Source organism: Microcoleus sp. (assembly GCF_049646505.1).
Lineage (GTDB): Bacteria > Cyanobacteriota > Cyanobacteriia > Cyanobacteriales > Microcoleaceae > Microcoleus.
The window spans coordinates 1-18,576 of sequence record NZ_JBARVX010000482.1; the positions used below are offsets into that span (position 1 = coordinate 1).

General features: G+C 45.4%; 13 protein-coding genes. 4 read left to right on the forward strand and 9 right to left on the reverse strand.

The features are described 5' to 3' along the window. Nucleotides 1–5 precede the first annotated feature (5 nt). Nucleotides 6–146 (forward strand): GAF domain-containing protein, encoded by a 141-nt coding sequence (locus WBA89_RS23075; RefSeq protein ID WP_424409760.1) that lies wholly within the window; start codon nt 6–8, stop codon nt 144–146. Between the two features lie 92 nt (nt 147–238). Here the strand turns inward: WBA89_RS23075 and WBA89_RS23080 are convergent, their stop codons facing one another. The 6 genes from WBA89_RS23080 to WBA89_RS23105 form a co-directional block, all read right to left on the reverse strand. After that, complete coding sequence (locus WBA89_RS23080) at nt 239–616, reverse strand: transcriptional regulator (RefSeq protein ID WP_333421527.1); 378 nt, start codon at nt 614–616, stop codon at nt 239–241. A 14-nt stretch (nt 617–630) separates the two neighbouring features. Further along, complete coding sequence (locus WBA89_RS23085) at nt 631–924, reverse strand: type II toxin-antitoxin system HigB family toxin (protein WP_333198421.1); 294 nt, start codon at nt 922–924, stop codon at nt 631–633. Between the two features lie 115 nt (nt 925–1,039). Further along, nucleotides 1,040–1,360, reverse strand: a complete 321-nt coding sequence (locus WBA89_RS23090) for an element excision factor XisI family protein (protein WP_424409742.1) — start codon at nt 1,358–1,360, stop codon at nt 1,040–1,042. After that, complete coding sequence (locus tag WBA89_RS23095; protein WP_424409744.1) at nt 1,348–1,764, reverse strand: XisH family protein; 417 nt, start codon at nt 1,762–1,764, stop codon at nt 1,348–1,350. Before WBA89_RS23095 ends, WBA89_RS23090 begins: the two co-directional genes overlap by 13 nt. A 224-nt stretch (nt 1,765–1,988) precedes the next feature. Continuing rightward, entirely contained in the window at nt 1,989–4,955 is a 2,967-nt protein-coding gene (gene uvrA, locus WBA89_RS23100) for an excinuclease ABC subunit UvrA (protein ID WP_424409746.1), read from the reverse strand. Between the two features lie 185 nt (nt 4,956–5,140). Then, nucleotides 5,141–5,584: a retroviral-like aspartic protease family protein gene (locus WBA89_RS23105; protein ID WP_424409748.1), complete on the reverse strand. Its 444-nt coding sequence runs from the start codon at nt 5,582–5,584 to the stop codon at nt 5,141–5,143. Nucleotides 5,585–6,025: 441 nt separating this feature from the next. Here WBA89_RS23105 and WBA89_RS23110 point away from each other — a divergent pair, with 441 nt between their 5' ends. Next, nucleotides 6,026–7,807: an SWIM zinc finger family protein gene (locus tag WBA89_RS23110; protein WP_424409750.1), complete on the forward strand. Its 1,782-nt coding sequence runs from the start codon at nt 6,026–6,028 to the stop codon at nt 7,805–7,807. Nucleotides 7,808–8,423: 616 nt separating this feature from the next. On the opposite strand, the gene WBA89_RS23115 is transcribed toward WBA89_RS23110, so the two are convergent. Together WBA89_RS23115 and WBA89_RS23120 are read right to left on the reverse strand one after the other, a co-directional pair. After that, nucleotides 8,424–10,223 (reverse strand): serine hydrolase, encoded by a 1,800-nt coding sequence (locus tag WBA89_RS23115; protein ID WP_424409752.1) that lies wholly within the window; start codon nt 10,221–10,223, stop codon nt 8,424–8,426. Between the two features lie 193 nt (nt 10,224–10,416). After that, the gene (locus tag WBA89_RS23120) at nt 10,417–14,334 is read right to left on the reverse strand and encodes a beta strand repeat-containing protein (RefSeq protein ID WP_424409754.1); all 3,918 of its coding nucleotides are present in this window, start codon (nt 14,332–14,334) and stop codon (nt 10,417–10,419) included. A gap of 265 nt (nt 14,335–14,599) precedes the next feature. Here WBA89_RS23120 and WBA89_RS23125 point away from each other — a divergent pair, with 265 nt between their 5' ends. Beyond that, nucleotides 14,600–15,955, forward strand: coding sequence for an AAA-like domain-containing protein (locus tag WBA89_RS23125; RefSeq protein WP_424409756.1), 1,356 nt, complete (start codon nt 14,600–14,602; stop codon nt 15,953–15,955). A 305-nt stretch (nt 15,956–16,260) separates the two neighbouring features. Here WBA89_RS23125 and WBA89_RS23130 read toward each other — a convergent pair whose 3' ends face one another. Continuing rightward, on the reverse strand, nt 16,261–17,079 hold the full coding sequence (locus tag WBA89_RS23130) for a calcium-binding protein (RefSeq protein ID WP_424409757.1): 819 nt from the start codon (nt 17,077–17,079) through the stop codon (nt 16,261–16,263). A 416-nt stretch (nt 17,080–17,495) separates the two neighbouring features. On the opposite strand from WBA89_RS23130, the gene WBA89_RS23135 reads away from it, so the two are divergent. Continuing rightward, a partial coding sequence (locus WBA89_RS23135; RefSeq protein ID WP_424409758.1) for an AAA-like domain-containing protein occupies nt 17,496–18,576 on the forward strand: 1,081 nt, incomplete at its 3' end.

Consider the following 18,576-nt stretch of genomic DNA (forward strand, 5'->3'; position numbering starts at 1 on the left):
TGCCAATTTTAACCAAAAAAGGGCTGTGGGGGCTGTTAGTTGCTCATCAATGCAGGGGGCCCCGCACTTGGTTGCCATCGGACATTGAATTTATGCAAAAACAAGCAGAAAATATGGCAATGTCTCCCACAATTCAAGATAGTTAATCTTTCATCCAAAATCCTGCTTTGTGACTGTTCGGGTGCCTTGTCTGTGCAATGGAAAATTACCAACTGTCCCAAAATATGGTGTTCTATTGTTAGGCGGAGGTTTGTAGCGACTCATAGGGCTGGATGAGAATCTCAGCGGGAATTCCTAACTCTTGATTCAGCTTCCGAATCATTTCCAGAGTCAAGGATCGTTTGCGAGATAATATCTCAGAAACTTTAACTCGACTGCCAATACATTGTTCCAAATCGCTACCAGACCATCCGCGAGCCTCCATGTAGTATTGAATGGCTGCAATGGGATCGGGTATTGCGATCGGAAAGTGTGCCTTCTCGTAAGCTTCTACTAGGGTACTGAGCACATCTAGGCGATCGGACTCAGGTGTACTAGGAGCTGCATTAAACAGCAACTCAACCTCTCGAAGGGCTTCCTGATAGTCAGTTTGGGTTCTAATTGGACGTATTTCCATATATCAATTTGTGTTTAGATTGTTTCTGCATCTACCTTGTCATACTCGGCATGAGTGCCAATAAAGCGGATAAAAATAATGCCGATGTCATAACGAATGGCAACAATCAGCCGATAGGAATTGCCTTTGATGTTGAACACAACACGATTGTTGGCAATGATGCTGGCATTACGATGAGCGGACTTAACATCGACTGGACTCTGCCAATCGGCGTGAGACGCTTCGTAGTACCAAGTTTTTAGTGCTTCTGAGGCATCTGGATGAGTTTCCCAGAAGTTTCGCAAGGTGCTGCGGGACAAAATACGCATAGAACTTTGTGACTGGAACTCCCGAAACACGAGACAATTGAAATATCGGTTCTGCCATTGTCAAAGGGCAAAGAATAACGTGCTATCTCATCATTTTATCACAGAATCTTTGTCTCTAGGAAGAGTTGGCGGCAAGGAGTTTTCGGATGCTGGGGGAGCGAAACCCAAAAATGATATCTTGAGAAAACACACCGCGTTGAATCAGTTCTCGATCGATGTAGATTTCGGTACTGTTGTGTTGAATCCAGATTTGATTTTCGATGATATCAAGCTGCATGGCACACCCATAGATGCGATATTCGTCGCGCCATTCGTTGTGCATGACGAGGTATCGATCGCGGGCTATATCGAAGATTAGCTGACCATTTGCGTCATTTTTAGAAAAGTCTTCGAGAAAGTCACAAACAATTTTGCGGTATTCGTTTAGTCTATCCATTGGTCGATCGCCTTACGAGTTGGATTGTAAATAATTAGTCGAATTTCATAACGTTCAATGACAGTTTTTGCGGGTTCAAATCTGAGAAACATTTGATAGGTATCGGTGGGCACTGCCAGATACAGTATACGTTCTGGTTCGCTAGAGACTTCGATGGCAATGCGATAGTTGAGGAATTGACCGAGGGCGGTGTGGAATTCAGAAATGGTAGACCCACCTGCGAAACTTTTGACTTCTACAGCTATTTTACGTCCTTCTTTCTCAGCGGCGATCGCTTCTTCGGCTGCAAGATCGATGTAGACATCAGCAACACCATAGCGTAACTGGTAGGGATCGTGGGTAATCTTCCAGCCATCTTTTTGTAGGGCGATTTTGACCGTGTTGTGGAAGAGATCCTTTGCCATTTTCAGATTTTACCCAAGCATTTACATCGGACACTATCAGTACATATTATACCAGAATATTACCCACGAATAACTGTAACCGATCGCCCCATTAGAGTAGTATTAATTTCAGTTGTAAAGTGCGTCAGATATTGTAACTCTCACTAATCGTTATAAAAGCTCACCTGACGCACCCTACAATAGGATTTTAGTATGCCAATTGCATAATAATTCGTGTTAGTGTATTAACTAACAGCTACAGCCTCCCCTAAAGGATGCTGCTGCAAAACAGCTTGCAAATACTTTCCAGTATAAGACCTCGGATTTGCCGCCACATCCTCCGGCGTTCCCGCCACAATAATCTCGCCGCCCTTATCTCCTCCTTCCGGGCCCAAATCGATCGCCCAATCGCAGCACCGAATCACATCCAAATTGTGTTCGATTACCAAAATTGAATTACCCTTATCCACCAACCTTTGCAGCACATTTAACAAATGGTGAACGTCGTAAAACGACAAACCAGTCGTCGGTTCATCAATCAAATAAAGCGTCTTCCCAGTCGCGCGGCGCGACAGTTCCGTTGCCAGCTTCACCCGCTGCGCTTCGCCTCCAGAAAGAGTCGGTGCAGGCTGTCCCAACTGAATGTAACCCAAACCCACATCCACCAAAGTTTGCAATCTTACACCAGCCCTAGGAATATTTTTAAACATTTCCCAGGCTTCCTCTACTGTCATGTTCAAAACATCAGAAATTGACTTACCTTTATACTTCACTTGCAGCGTTTCCCGGTTGTAGCGCGCACCTTTACAAACCTCGCACTGCACGTAAACATCCGGCAGAAAATTCATCGAAATCACGTTTACTCCTTGGCCGCCGCAAGCTTCGCACCTTCCTCCTTTCACGTTAAAAGAAAACTGCCCAGCTTTGTAACCTCTTGCCTTTGCTTCAATGCTTTCGGCAAACAAATCCCGAATCACATCAAAAACTCCGGTGTAAGTAGCGGGATTGGAACGCGGAGTGCGACCGATCGGAGATTGATCGATGACAATTACTTTATCAACCACATCCTGAATAGAGCGTTCGCCCTTCGTTTTGAGAGCTTCCATATCCGGCGGTAAAGGAACTTTTTTGGTGAGATAGTGTTGCAGGGACGGGTACAGCAGTTCATTGATTAAAGTGGATTTTCCCGAACCGGAAACGCCCGTCACGCAGACAAGTTTCCCCAGCGGAATTTCCACATCGATATTTTTTAAATTGTTGCGGGTTGCATTTTTGATTGAGAGAGATTTGCCGTTGCCTTTTCTCCTTTCATTGGGAGTTTCAATTACTCGCTTGCCCGACAAATAAGCACCGGTTAAAGATTCCTCGGCGGCAAGCAAGTTTTCTAAACTTCCTTGCGAGATAATTTTGCCGCCGTGAACTCCGGCACCGGGCCCGATATCGACAATGTGATCTGCCGATCGCATGGTTTCTTCATCGTGTTCTACTACAATCAAAGTATTGCCTAAATCCCGCAATTTTGTTAATGTTTGCAGCAGCTTAAAGTTGTCTCTTTGGTGCAGTCCGATGCTGGGTTCGTCCAAAACGTAGAGTACACCGGTCAAGCCCGAACCGATTTGAGTGGCGAGGCGAATTCGCTGGGCTTCTCCGCCGGAAAGCGTCATTGCTGCGCGGTCTAAGGTCAGATAGTCCAGTCCGACATCGAGCAAAAATTGCAGCCTTGCTTTGATTTCTCTCAGGGCTAAGTCGGATATTTGGAATTGCCGATCGCTCAATCCCAAATTCTCGACTCTCTCCCGACAGTCGCGAATCGAAATACTGGTCAAATCGACAATTCCGTACTGTCCCAGCCGCACCGACAGCGCCTCTGGTTTCAAGCGTTTGCCGCGACAAACCTCGCAAGAGCGATCGACTCGATACTGTTCCAGTTTCTGCTTAATTAAATCGGAACCAGTATCGTCGTACTGGCGCTGCAACATGGAAATAACGCCCTTAAAATCTCTCCTCAGATCGGTGACGCTGCCGTCTCGTTTCTTACTTTCTCCGGTTCTCTTTTCCTGATTTCCATACAAAATTACCTGCTGGTGTTCTGGCCTCAAGCGGAACCAAGGAGTGTCGATATCAAAGCCGCAAGCATCAGCAACGCTGCACAGCAAAGAGAGATAATAGGAATTGTCTTTGTCTGACCAAGGGGCGATCGCGCAGTAAACAGGTGCTTTCTCGTCAGGAATGACCAACTCCGGCGCAAAAGTCCGCAAATTCCCCAAACCGTGGCAGTTTTGGCACGCGCCGTAGGGCGAATTAAACGAAAACAATCGGGGCGAAAGTTCTTCCATCACCGCGCCGTGTTCGGGACAAGCAAAGTTTTCGGAAAACACGATCGGCCCATTGGCTGGTTCAGAATTTTCGTCAGTCGGTAACTCTTCAACGATCGCAATTCCCTCAGAATGTCGCAAACAAGTCGAGAGAGAATCAACTAAACGTTCTTCTAAACCGGGTTTTTTAACTAACCTGTCAACAACTATCTCGATGTTGTGCGTATGATTTTTATCTAATTCGATATTTTCTGACAGTTCTAAAATTTCTCCGTTAACTTTGACTCGAATAAATCCTTCGGAAGCTAAACTAGACAGTAATTTGCGGTGAGTGCCTTTTTTTCCGCGCACCACGGGCGCCAGAAGGTGAAAGCGAGTGCCGTCTGGAAGCGCCATGACTCGATCGCACATTTCATCAATTGTCTGCGGCGCAATGCAGCGATCGCAAATCGGACAGTGCGGTTCGCCAGCTCTGCCGTAGAGCAATCTGAGATAATCGTAAATTTCTGTAACAGTGCCGACACTCGATCGCGGGTTGTGAGAAGTTGACTTTTGGTCGATCGAAATAGCCGGACTCAACCCCTCGATCGCGTCCACATCCGGTTTGTCCAACTGTCCCAAAAACTGGCGCGCGTAGGCGCTGAGAGACTCAACGTAGCGGCGCTGTCCCTCTGCAAAAATTGTATCGAAAGCCAGGGAAGACTTACCGGAACCGGAGACACCAGTAAACACGATCAGTCGATCGCGCGGCAGTTCCAAATCGATATTCTTCAGGTTGTGCTGTCTCGCACCCCGAATCTGAATCGTATTTTGGCTGTTGGAGTTCAAAGTCGTCACATGATGTCCGTTGTGGGATGCACTTGACTGACTGGGTGAGGTTTCGGCGCGTTGGGACATGAGAATAGTGCAAAACAGTGCTTAACCATCTTAGCGCTGCCTTTGGAATAGATAGCATCCAAACTCAAGAATATCAAAGAATCTTAAATAGTTGACAGTTGAGGGTTGAGGGTTCAGTTTTAATGCCCGCTGCTGTTTGCACAGTAGACTGCATAATGTTTACTTCCCCTGCATTGAGATTAACATCAAAGAATCGTTAAATAAGTTTCCGTCGGCCCGTCGGACAAAACCTTCAAAATTTGATGCTTCAAATCCACTTCAATTCCCAGCGCTTCCATCGGAATCACGCCTAAAAGCGGAGTTTTCCCCTCTGGCAATTCCAAACACTCAAACGTGCCTTCGCGCCCGCACAGAGAAATTTTAGCATCTTGAAAAATCCGAGCCTCGCTAATACCTGTGGCTGTTTCCACAACCACTTGCTTAAGGATTCTCAAACCTAGTCTAGCAATGACATCTTTCGGCAAACACAAAGTTGTCGCGCCCGTATCCACCAAAACATTTTCTAGAATGACAGACCTGATTTCCTCTACTGGAATCATGCCTCGTTCGGCATCAGCTTGATCTATCAGATTTTGAATCGCTAGCGTTGTTGTAACTTTTCCCATGAGACTTTCGGTAGTTGACTGCATAATTTTCATCTGAAAAATTGCTGTCTTGATTTTACCACATCTTCTCGAACTTAAATTAATTTAAATATAAAAATTCTAAAAATTAAGTTTTACGAATGCTTGTTTTGGAGCGTGAGCTTCCCAGTAAACCAAGCCTATATTTCAAGACAGTTCATATTAGATAAGGCGGCAGTTTAAACCGCCCGGTATTCCTTTAAAATTATTAGAAGTTACAGCAACATCTTATACCAATTTAATATGAAGCTGCATAGAATCAGATCCCCCCAGCCCCCTTCCCAAGGGGGAGTAAGAATTTTTTCGTCCCCCTTGGGAAGGGGGATGCGAGGGGGATCGGGATATGTGCAATTTCACATTAAATTGGTCTCAGCAATCAAATGGTAGACCAAGTGCATTTCTGAAGTAAAATCGAGTCTAATCCTTTAATTGCTGAGGTCTGGTGTGATGCCTATTCCCAAACTTAGTGAAACAATCGTCAAAAATAACAGTTCTGAGCGATCGCTCAACCGAGCCGAAGATTACTATTTAGGTGGAACTGTTACTAACGCAGTCCTCCGTGGCAATATGGTGCAAGCAACAGTATACGGTTCTCAATCTCAAGCCTACAGCGTTAGCCTGCCGTTCAATCCTGCGGGATTAACATCTGGAGTATTGTGCACTTGTCCTTACGATGGCGATGGATGGTGCAAACACATTATCGCTACGCTGTTTTTGTGTCTGCGAGAACCCGAAAAAATTGAACATGGCGAGAGGCTGGAAGAATTGCTTTCTCGCCTCAACGATGCCCAAATCTATGAGTTAGTAGAGCATTTAGCGGACAACGAACCGTCGCTGATAAATGCGATCGAACTATACGTCAATTCAAACGCTGTGTCTGCTCCGACAAGCCAACTGACGAAAATACATCGCCAAAGTGCGATCGATCCTGCTCCTTTTCGGCGACAAGTACGAGACATTTTCCGACAAGCTGAGACTTATTCCGAGTATGAATATGGTTATGATGAAGAAGACCCGATTACAGAAGAAATTTTAGAATTGATTCAGCAAGCCCAGGAATTCAGCGAACAAGGAGATGGCAAAAACGCTTTAGTAATTTTAGAAGCCATTACCACTGGTTGCGTTGAAGATTGGAATGAGGCAGCAGAATATGGTATTGAAAGTTATGGTATAAATAGCCCTTTGGATGAAGCTTGGACAGAAGCCATTTTGACGGCTGAACTCACTGGTGAAGAACAGATCGATCTCCAGGTGATGTTAGAAGGTTGGAATGATGAATGGGATTGTGATTTCAGCATGAGTTTGGAAGCTTTACGCCAAGGTTGGGACTACCCGCCACTCCAGCAGATACTAGAAGGAAACCTTACTGGACAAGGACTTTGGGATGTAGATGCACCAGATTGTGCTCGTGACTTAACCTTGACTCGCTTGCAAATTCTCGATCGCCAGAACCGCGACAAAGAATACTTATACCTAGCCAAAGCAGAAGGCTGTATTCAACAATATCTGACCATGTTAGCTCGTTTGGGGAGAATAGAAGAAGCTGTGAAAGCTGCGGGAACAGAGATGACATCAGTCGAAGAAGCTTTTGCTCTAGTTCAAATTTTACAAGAAGACGGATACTCAGAAGAAGCTCTAAAAATTTGTCAAGCTGGGTTGAATTTACCCGGCAACTCTACCTACAAACTAGCAATTTGTATGAGTGAATTAGCCGATGAATTGGGCGAAAAAGAAGCTGCGTTTAATGCTAAAATGAAAGTTTTTGAAATTCAACCTTCCTTGAAGGATTATCTTTCATTGCAGGAGTTATCGGAAGATAATTGCTCAACATTGAAAGCAGATTTATTGGCAATTGTAAGAACCATTCAAAACTACAATTCTACCGAAGCAAAGGTTGATATTTTTCTGCATGAAAAAATGATTGAAGAGGCGATCGCCCTTGTAGAAACATCTTACAGTTCCGAACTGGTTCATCGAGTGATGATGGCGGCAATTCCCCATCGCCCAGATTGGGTAATCGCCAATGCTTGTCGGCGCGCTGAATCGATTCTAAATGCAATGAAATCAGCCGAGTACGATAGTGCGATTAAGTGGCTCGAAAAAGCCCGTGCTGCCTATATACAAGCTGGGCGAAAAGTTGAGTGGTCTGCTTATCGCGCTCAACTGATGGAAGTACACAGTCGGAAGCGGAAATTCATGGGCTTGTTCAGAAACTCATATTTAAATTGAGTCTTAATTTTACCATAAATTTCTGGCAAAAATTGCAGAATTTTGTGAAATTATCTGCGCTTATCTGTATCGATATGCCTCGTATCTGTCGTTGATATTATGTGCGAGCGATTACTATCACAAAAACGGTTCGTAGTGCGGACTTAATTCCGCACTACGAACTAATTTTATTGCGGTCAATCGCTCGGACACGATATGATATCGTTTCCGGTTGCATCGGAATAGTAAATTCACTGTTGACTGTTGACTGTTAACAGTTAACAGTTAACAGTTAACAGTTAACATCATGTATGAGTGCAACCGGAATTGGTATGATATCGTTTCCGGTTGCATCGGAATAATAAAATCGAGTCAACAGTCAGTAGGGGCGGTGGATGGTGCGTGCCCGCCCTCTTAATACCATTTTTCTAAAGATGTGCTATAGATGAACTCTTAGCCCCCCCGAACTCGCGGGGGGGTTGGGGGGGGTCATATCTAGCTTTATGAAATTGGTATAACTTAACAGTCAACAGTCAACAGTCAACAGTCAACAGTCAACAGTCAACAGTCAACAGTCAACAGTCAACAGTCAACAGTCATGTATGAGTGCAACCGGAATTGATATGATTTATCAATATTATTTGACACCAGCACTCGCTGCAACCCTATTCCAATTTACCCGAGAAGCACCGTACAAAATAAAATTATCCAAAAGTCCGTAAGCATCCCCGCAATTGTAACCCTTAGCCTCAACACACTTCTTATCCGCCCTCTGATTCACCGCCACAAAAATATCAACTCCATCCGGCAACACACCCGCATACATCTTCAAATTAGCAAAATCATCAAGGATCTGACCTCGATCGTCCACAGGCGGCAATTTCCACTCCTTCGGATTATTCTTTCCCCCTAACTGAATTGCCCAAGCATGAGTACCATCAAGGGAGCCATTGTGAACAGTATATCGATTCCAAACATTATTTCGCTTTTCCCCGATGCGCGGGTTATTCTCATAACCACCAACCCAATATTGTGACATGAATTTGAGAAAAACTCCAGCTTCTGCAGCTAGCAAACCGGTGCCGGGACTCAAATCTGTGTTTCTGCGGGAAAAAAGAACCTGGCTTAAATTCCAAGACCAATTTATCCTCCCCGGCTTGGTATTTATCCAACTAGAAAAATCGCAAAAGCTGCCATTCCAAATGCAGTGCGGTCGCTTCAAATCCCATCCCGTCCCGTAATAATTCTTTCCGTTCCAGTGGCGCTTTTCCGGTTCGCGACTGCTAAAGTTTTCTACTTCTTGGGTCATAAAAATTCCCTTGGTAGCCGTAGTAGGAATTCCCAACTCTGTTTTGAAAAAAAGCTCCAAAGCAGAGCCTTGATGAGTTTCTGGTTTACCCGTTTTAGCAGCATATCTGCCGGAGGCTACCAACTGCTGCATAATAATCGTAGGAAATGCCGGACTGGTATTGGAATAATGATATTGACCGAGGGGATACTGAAGGCATCGCCCAGCCAAAACCAGCATAATTTCTTCTAAAGTAGGAATCGGTACAAAATAGCCAGCATTGGGAGCAATACTGAGTTGATTTTTAGCTGAACCGACAGATTTGTTGCTCCATTCATTGATAAGTAGCTGTTCTTGCGATTGAAAATCTGCTGCTGTTTTCAAATTCCGAAGCACTGGCAAATTTGCCGTTACATCTTGACCGTATCGGGGCGCGCTCCGCTGAAGTCCCGACCTGTGCGACAATAAGTGTCCGAGAGTGACATTTTGCCACTGTTTGTCGGCAAATCCCGTGTTGAGATTGGCACAGTTTTTGTCTTTCACAGCAACCGGAAATTTGACTTTCCCCGAAAATACGGCGTGCAATTTTTCAGGGATAATCGCGACTGGATATTGCTTGTTCAAACCGGGAATTAGGGGCGGATAATGCTGGGGGTCGAACAATTTCATCTCTTCAATTTGGTCATCAGTCAGTTCTAAGCCAGCCCGATCGCGCGCCGTCTGTTTCAGCGCCCAGCGCACCATTGCAAAGGTAACAGGCTTGCTGATGCTGCCCATACGCATGGGGGTATCTGCGGGTACGATCGCGCTTTGAGGAGCCTGCATATCGTCGCCGCAAGCCGGATTTGCGTTCAAGGTCGATCGGTCTTTCATGCGCCCCAAACCCCAAACACCCACGGGCTTACCTTTGACAGAAACACCGAGGACAGCCGCACCGACGCAGCGGTAGCGCATGAACTCTGTCAGGGATTGCAAAATCGGCTGTAGTTGCGCGTCGCCGCTACCGCTAATGGGGATGTTTTCTTCTGCTAAAGCTGTGTTGTTGGACTCAGAAACCTTTCCCAAGCCTCCTAAGAGGATAGCTGAAACTAAGGTCAAACTTGTGTATAAAAATCTACTTGATTTTTGTCGATCGCCTGCAACTTTCATGATAAAAAACCTCATTAAATACTCTACAAAAAATCAGATATAGCAATCCTAAATCAGTTGTACAAATATGTAGGGGTAGTGCGACCCCTACTCCCCGTGCCTACCCCAGCCTCATGGGGGCAACCACGGGGGGTTTGCCCCTACAATAATTACACAAGTTATTTAGGATTGCTATATTAGTCATTCATTCCAATCAAAAATCTAAAATGGTAGGAGAAACAGATACATTATTGAGAGTAGCTAAAATTTGACCTGTTGCTGTCAACCGGATTAAGGTGTCGCTGTTTGCTTGAGTAATTGACAGTTGAGAGGAAGTCAAACCTTGAGTAAGGGCGATCGCATCTTTTCCGGGTTCAAAATCTAAAATGATATCCATGCCAGAATCGGCCCAAAGCAGAAAACGATCGCTCCCACTTCCTCCAATTAAAACATCATCTCCCAAATCGCCACTTAAAAAGTCCTCTCCCGCTCCTCCAAATATGGTATCATTGTTTTCCCCTCCGAAAATCGTATCATTTCCTTCACATCCACCCAGTAAGTCGTTATTTTCATCGCCCCGCAAGTAATCGCTACCACCGCCACCACAGGCTGTATCATCACCTAAATTTCCCAACAGAGTATCGTTGCCTTCACTGCCTAAAATTAAATCTCGATCCTTACCTCCCAATAAGAAATCGTTTCCTTTGCCTCCATCCAAAAAATCGGAGTCTTCGTTGCCATTAATGAAGTCGCTATCTTCTCTGCCATTGAGTGAATCTTCTCCTCGATTTCCTAATAATGTATCTTCTCCTTCATTGCCAAGAATAATGTCTTGATTCTTGCCACCAAAAAGCCAGTCATCTCCCGCTCCGCCTGAAATAAAGTCATTGTCTTCATTGCCGTTACAAAAATCATTTCCTTCGCCACCAAAGAGGTTGTCGTTACCTTCTCCAGCCTGGAAATAGTCCTCGCTGCTGCTACCGTCGAATCTCTCATTGCTAGCAGTACCTGTGAGGATTAGATCCGCATTATTCACAACTACCTTTTTTGTCGGATTGGGTTGGTTGAGATTTGGGAGGGATAGAGAGTTACAAAGGCAATTTTCTGTCGGAATTTCTGTCGGAATTTCTGTCGGAATTTCTGTCGGAGTTGGTGTTGGTGTCGGAATTTCTGTCGGAGTTGGCGTTGGCGTTTCTGCCGGAATTGGTGTCGGAATTTCTGTGGGAGTTGGCGTTGGCGTTTCTATCGGAATCGGTGTCGGAATTGGTGTTGGCGTTGGCGTTTCTGTCGGAATTTCTGCCGGAGTTGGTGTCGGAATCGGTGTCGGAATCGGTGTCGGAGTTGGTGTTGGCGTTTCTGTCGGAATTTCTGTCGGAGTTGGCGTTGGTGTCGGTGTCGGTATTGGAATTGGTGTAGGTGTTGGCGTTGGTGTTGGTGTTTCTGTAGAAATTGGTGTAGGTGTTGGCGTTGGCGTTTCTGTCGGAATTGGCGTTGGCGTTTCTGTCGGAATTGGTGTGGGAGTTGGCGTTGGTGTTTCTGTTGGAATTGGTGTGGGAGTTGGTGTTGGTGTTTCTGTCGGAATTGGTGTGGGAGTTGGCGTTGGAGTTGGAGTTGGAGTTGGGGCATTATCATCATTGAGAATGATGCCCGTACTTTGGTTGGCGGCGGGATCGATCGCGCCGTTGGTAGCATTATTGAGGATGACGCTGAAAGTTTCATCCACCTCGATTTTGCCGTCGCCCTTAGCAAGTACAGCGATCGCCTTTGTTAGCGCTTCTCCTGGATTAAAGATGAGATTACCGTCATTATCTTCGTAGTCGAGATCTGCCGTAGTAGCAGTACCGTCATCTGTCTTGTAGTTAACAGTAATGGGCAAACCAGAAGCATTGGAGAGGCTAACTGTATAGTTGTAGGCGGTTGTTCCTGTATTGCCTTCAGCTTGGTTAATCGTGGCGGGGGCGATGCTGATAGTTGGAGGATTGTCATTATCTGCGATCGTCAAAACTGCATTGTTGTATCGATCGCCCACCGTAGCATTTCCCGTTGGATTAGTCAGAGATAAATTAACCGTTTCGTCAGCTTCATCGATCGCATCATCTGCGATCGGAATAGTCACAATTTTTGGTGTCGTATCGCCAGCGGCAAAGTTAATCGCGATCGGGGTATTGGTGTAGTCAGCAGCAACAGCAGTACCATCCGCCAGCGTCAATGTTGCCCCAACAGCACCTTTGTTACCAGCAATGCGATCGACAGTAATCGCAGCACCTACAACTGTACCGCTTTCATTCACCGTGTAAGCGGGGTTGCTAAATTGCAGTAAGCCGGGGGAAGGTTGAGAAAATTCGGAAGTATCGTTAGTCGTTAAGTTAGTAGCATTAGTGACGATCGCCCCTGTTGCAGTTAAGGGCGGCGATGTAAAATTAGCATTGCCAGCAGCATCAGTGATGACATTAACAAAGTTGAGATAAGTTTGCCCTTCGCCGTAACCGCTGGAATCGAGAACAGTATTGTCAAAAAATTCGACGCGGAAAGTCGTATTGGGAATGCTGTTGAGAGTGCCGTTAATAGTAATGTTGCCGTTGCTAGCAGTTGCGGAGTTTAAAATAGGAAAATTTTGCAAGCCGTTGCCGCCTGTATCCGCATCTCCCAAGTCGTTTGGGGTAACGCCGTCGCTAGTTAAGGGATCGGCATCGTTATCGAGATCGATGCCTAAACCATTATTAGAAAAGATAGAATTGCCTAAAATTGCCAAGCCGTTGCCACCAGTAACTTGAATGCCGTTACTAGCATTAAATGCGATCGTATTTCCTTCTCCTGCTGCGGTACCCCCGATGCGGTTATTGACGCCAGTTTTGTCAGCTATGACGCTGTACGAGGTATTAGGTAAAGGAGTGCTGCCGTCAGCTTGCGTGCCGATATAATTGCCGATAACGCGGTTGCCAGTGACCTCGTTGCCAAGAAATAAGACGGCCATTTGATTGCCGGAAATGACATTGCGTTCTTGCGGTGTCGTGCCACCGATGATGTTACTTTCGCCAACACCGATCAAGACGCCGATCGGACTTCCCAAAGCGGCAGTACCGCTGATATTTGTGCCGATATAGTTGCCGACAACTCGGTTTGTCGCAGGTACACCGCCTGAAGGTTCGCCTACAACTGTGGGCGCTATTGCAAAAAAAATACCCGCAGTCTGACTGCCAGAAATGATATTGCGTTCTTGAGGCGTCGTTCCGCCGATAATATTGTTAGAAGCGCTGCCAATAGAGATGCCATAGATACCGTTTCCTAGCGCTACATTACCCGTGATATCAGTGCCGATGAGGTTGCCGACAACTCGATTTTGATTGGCAGTTGGGCCGTTGATCGAAATTCCGCCACCAAGGCCCCCATTGCCAGAAATCAGGTTGTCCTGAATCAAGTTTTCAGGCGCATTGCGGATGCTGATGCCAGCGTTGTTGCCGATCGCAACAGTACCAGTAACATCAGTGCCAATAAGGTTGCTGATTACTTGGTTGTTGCGCGCAGCGATGCCGGAAATCTCGATGCCAAGCCCGACACCAACAGTGTTGTTGCCAGAGATTAAGTTGTTCTCGATCCGATTATCTGGAACGCCATCAATCGAGATTCCCCTGCGGTTGCCCCGATCGACCGTACCCGCGAGATCCGTGCCGATGTGATTGTTGACGATCGTGTTGTTGCCATTGGTTTGCAAGCGGATACCTGCCCAGTCAAATCTGTTGATTGCTAAACCTTGCACGGTACTGTTCCCAGCAGTGATATCGAGTCCGACCATCCCAAATCCGGCGAGGTTGCCGCTGATTTCCACCAGTGGCAAACCGTTATAGCCCGCGCCACCTTGACTCAAACCGTCGATAATAACTGGATCGGAGATCGGCGGCAGTGCGGATAAAGGCTGAATTAATTGCTGAGAACCGATCGCCCCGATATTAAAGGCGATCGTGTCGCGATCGGCACCAGTACCGACAGTGCCGTTAATTTGCGCTTGTTCTGCCACTGTCAAAGCAGCAAAATTCAGAGTACCATTGGCAACCAGAATTGCCTCTCTGAGGGAGATGACGGCATTCCTGGTATTCAAGTCATCTGTGCTATTAACGGTAATGGTAGCAGCCATAATTTTTATCCTTTTACCCTGGCGTTTGCGAGGTGCAGCTTTGCTTAGTGCGATCGATAATCAACTTGCTTCAAAACTAGCTTATTTTCTAAGAAGAAAACCCACCAGGGGAATAAAGTCAGGTATTTCAACAATGATTTACAGTAAAAACTCAGCTTAAATCAGTTAAAATAGGGAAAAGTCAGGGTAATTTCCCGATGGAGGAACAACTCTTCTCTGGGAATAGTCTGCATACTTACGTATATACGTACTCACGGGCGAGCCCATGAACTCAGAATTAGAATTCTCTTGGAACCAAACAAAAGAATCTGCCGATCGCATTTTTGCCCAAAACACCGGCAAATATCTCAGCGACCTCGAAACGAAAGTCCTGCAAGGTTCTTGGGAAGGAAAAAGTTACGATGAAATCGCCAAAACCTACGGCTACAGTGCTGAATACCTCAACAAAGATGTCGGTAACAAATTGTGGCACAAGCTTTCTGAAGCTTTGGGAGAAAGAATTACTAAGAAAAATTTCAAAGAAGCGCTGAGGAGAGCTTATGAAGCAGAACCCAGTCAATCTTTATCTGCAAATCCGCCATCGCCAACATTACCGACGGGGGCAAATTTGCAATTCCCCGAAGGTTCAGTAGCCTTAGATTCACCTTTTTATATAGAGCGTTCCAGCATCGACTCTCTCTGCGAGGAAACGGTTGTCAAACCCGGTTCTCTGATTCGGATTAAGGCCCCGGAGATGATGGGTAAAACTTCACTGATGAACCGGATTTTAGCTCGCGCTGTCCGGGAAAATTATCATGCAGTTTATTTGGATTTGAGCGCCGCCGATCGAGGAATATTAACAAATCTTGATAAATTTTTGCGCTGGATGTGCTTGATGGTAAGCCGGCAGTTAAAGTTAGAAAATAAGTTAAACGAGTATTGGGATACGGATATTTTGGGCAGCAACGATAACTGTACGGTATACTTTGAAGAGTATTTGCTGGCAGAAATAGCAACTCCTCTAGTGTTGGGATTGGATGAAGTCGATCGCATATTTCCCTACACAGAAGTAGTTGAAGATTTTCTGGGGATGCTGCGAAGCTGGCACGAAAAAGCCAAAATTTCTGATATCTGGAAAAATTTACGGTTGGTAATGGCGCATTCTACGGAGGTTTATATTCCTTTGGATATGAATCAATCTCCGTTTAATGCGGGAGTGCCCGTGGAACTGCAGGAGTTTGACAGCCAGCAAATCCACGATTTGGCTGGGGTTCACGGCTTGGATTGGGGTGATGGACAGTTGCAAGAGTTGATAAGTGCGATCGGCGGACATCCTTATTTAGTAAGATTGGCAATGTATGAGGTTAGTTGTGGCAAAATTTCATTAAATCAGCTATTAGAAAATGCAGCCTCAGAATCGGGAATCTACAGCAATCATTTGCGGAAGCATTTAGAGATTCTACAACAAAATCCCGAATTAGCTTTGGCTTTAAAAAAAGTTGTAAATTCGGCAGAACCAGTTGAATTAGATTCAATGCAAATTTACAAATTGCACAGCATGGGAATTGTGCGGCGGCAAAACAATTATGTGATGCCGCGCTGCAATTTGTACCGCGAGTATTTCTGCCGTGTTTTAGGTTGAAAAGCATGGTTTGCAGTTTATTGTATCAGATGCTGTTCTGTCGATCGACCGCGATTGCTGTAGATATCGCTTTGATATGGTTTCCGGTTGGATCGGAATGATTTAACCGCAGAGGACACAGAGAACGCAGAGGGAGACAAGAGAGAGATGAATAATTCACATGAATAGCGGATTTGGTATGAGTTTTTCAGTTTTATGCAAGTGGACTTAAGCTATAAGGCGGGGGTTTAAACCCCCGCCGGACTTCGCGAAAAAATGTGGAAAGTTGACAGCAATAGCTGGTAATGCAAAACCTACAGATAGAATTAGACGAATGACAGGGTTAAATCCGCAGCCATATTATCTGCAACTACAGCAATCATGTCACCTTTATAAAATATTTTTGTGTCTTTGAGTGACTGACTGCCGTAACCGTATTGGCCCGATGTAAATTCGTAATCTTGCTTTTTACCCAGCATCAAAATTGCATCCCCATCAGATTTCTTAAAGTCCCGAATAATCGCATAAGCAGTCTCGCCTAAGCCATCTAAGTAAGGAAGTTTAGGGTCTGGGCCACCGTTCATAACTAGCGAGAATGTATCTGCTCCAGAACCACCAATCAAGGTGTCGATTTCATAAGAATCATATTGTCCTGGCCCGTTGGTGTGGCCGATGAGAATATCATCGCCACTATTGCCTTCCAACCAGTCGGAACCGCGGCCGCCACAAAGCTGATCTTTACCGCTACCGCCAAACAAGAAGTCGTCACCGTCTAGACCTTTGAGTGTATCTGCACCGCCACCGCCAAAGATTGCATCGCGAACCTGATTGTCATCACTGCCGATTAGATAGTCATCTCCTGCTGTTCCCGTTATGTTGTCATTGGGTAAGCCACCGATTTTATCGAAGCTGCCGAACAAGCTGTTAGCAAAGTTACGGTCAGAGGCGATTATTTTACGTGTTTCTACTATTAAGTTATCATCGATGTCTGGCCGAGGAACGTCGGTAAAGTCTTCAATCAAACCGGAATTATTAGGCTTGGGTTCGTCATCGGGATTGGTTCGAGGAACGTCGGTCAAGTCTTCAATCAAACCGAATCTAGGGGTAAAAATGTTAGCATCGGCGATCGTTCTAAGTGCTGTCATGGGAGTAGTTCCTATTTGTGATGATTTTCTGAGTTTGCGGAAGCGATAAGTGTTTGTATTTGTTTGCTGCACCTTTTGCTTCCTGTTATCAGTTTCGTGCTAAAACTCTTGAACGGCAATGGTGATAAAATCAGGTATTGTAGGAACTGATAAATAGCTTCAGGTTCTGAATTTATAGGGGAAAATCAGGTGCAGCCTGACAAAGCATCATCAAAATCAGGACTCAGGCATCAGACCTTCATAACCGGGTTTTTACCTAATTTTTCAGCTATAACGAAGGATTTGCCCAAAAAACCCGGTTTCTGACTGCCGATTCGCCAGTCGTCAAAATCAGCAAAAGTCAGGTTTTTTGGTAAATCTCTACATAGTCAGGTTTGCGATCGTACAATCAAGTCTAGATTGAGGTGCAGGCAGTGATGAAAGAATCTCCACTTGGTTATGAATATCAGATTGGCGGTAGTCTCCCAGCAGATGCGTCTAGTTACGTGACGCGCCAAGCAGACTTGGACTTTTACGAATATTTGAAAGCTGGCGAGTTTTGTTATGTTTTGAATTCCCGGCAAATGGGCAAATCTAGTTTGCGGGTGCGGGCTATGCAAAAATTGCAAGCTGAAGGTACTGTTTGCGCTTTTATCGATTTAACTGGGATTGGTAAGGAGGATGTAACTGCCCAAAAGTGGTATGCTGGTATTGTTAATTCTTTGGTCAGTAGCTGTAAGCTAGGAAGTAAAATTAATTGGCGAAATTGGTGGCGCGATCGCCGGGATTTGTTTTCGCCTCTTCAGCGGTTTAGTTTGTTTATTGAAGAAGTTGTTTTAGTTGAAATAAAACAAGATATTGTTATTTTTGTTGACGAGATCGATCGCGTTTTAAGCATGAATTTTTCTACGGATGAGTTTTTTGCTCTGATTCGCTGGTTTTACAATCAAAGAGTTGACAATTTTTTATACCGCAGGCTGACTTTTGCGCTGTTGGGGGTGGCGACACCGGCGGATTTGATTGCTGATAAAACTCAAACTCCTTTTAATATTGGTAAGGCGATAAATTTAGGCGGTTTTAAAATTGATGAAGTGCAGCCTTTGATTGATGGTTGGCGGGGACAAGTTGGTGATGCTGAAAGTGCGATCGCCCAAATTCTAGATTGGACGGGCGGACAACCTTTTTTAACGCAAAAGCTGTGCAAGTTGGTGCTTGAGGAATCTGCATTGGGAAATTTGCGATCGGTTGAAGAGGTGGTGCAGTTGCAGATTGTGGAGAATTGGGAATCCCAGGATGAGCCCGAACATTTGAAAACTATTCGCGATCGCATTTTGAGAAATCAGCAAAAAGCAGGCCAGTTATTGGGGCTTTACCAGCAAATTTTGGAATCTGCTAACCCCCCCCAACCCCCCCTTAGTAAGGGGGGGCTAAATACCGCTCTATCTTCCCTAGGGATGGGCGAGCTAAATTCTGTTCTTGCTCCCCCCCTTAGTAAGGGGGGGCTAAATACCGCTCTAT

Coding starts and splice junctions, on each gene's coding strand:
- WBA89_RS23080 (WP_333421527.1), bottom strand. CDS start 616: ATGGAAATACGTCCAATTAGAACCCAAACTGACTATCAGGAAGCCCTT.
- WBA89_RS23085 (WP_333198421.1), bottom strand. CDS start 924: ATGCGTATTTTGTCCCGCAGCACCTTGCGAAACTTCTGGGAAACTCAT.
- WBA89_RS23090 (WP_424409742.1), bottom strand. CDS start 1,360: ATGGATAGACTAAACGAATACCGCAAAATTGTTTGTGACTTTCTCGAA.
- WBA89_RS23095 (WP_424409744.1), bottom strand. CDS start 1,764: ATGGCAAAGGATCTCTTCCACAACACGGTCAAAATCGCCCTACAAAAA.
- uvrA (WP_424409746.1), bottom strand. CDS start 4,955: ATGTCCCAACGCGCCGAAACCTCACCCAGTCAGTCAAGTGCATCCCAC.
- WBA89_RS23105 (WP_424409748.1), bottom strand. CDS start 5,584: ATGCAGTCAACTACCGAAAGTCTCATGGGAAAAGTTACAACAACGCTA.
- WBA89_RS23110 (WP_424409750.1), top strand. CDS start 6,026: ATGCCTATTCCCAAACTTAGTGAAACAATCGTCAAAAATAACAGTTCT.
- WBA89_RS23115 (WP_424409752.1), bottom strand. CDS start 10,223: ATGAAAGTTGCAGGCGATCGACAAAAATCAAGTAGATTTTTATACACA.
- WBA89_RS23120 (WP_424409754.1), bottom strand. CDS start 14,334: ATGGCTGCTACCATTACCGTTAATAGCACAGATGACTTGAATACCAGG.
- WBA89_RS23125 (WP_424409756.1), top strand. CDS start 14,600: ATGAACTCAGAATTAGAATTCTCTTGGAACCAAACAAAAGAATCTGCC.
- WBA89_RS23130 (WP_424409757.1), bottom strand. CDS start 17,079: ATGACAGCACTTAGAACGATCGCCGATGCTAACATTTTTACCCCTAGA.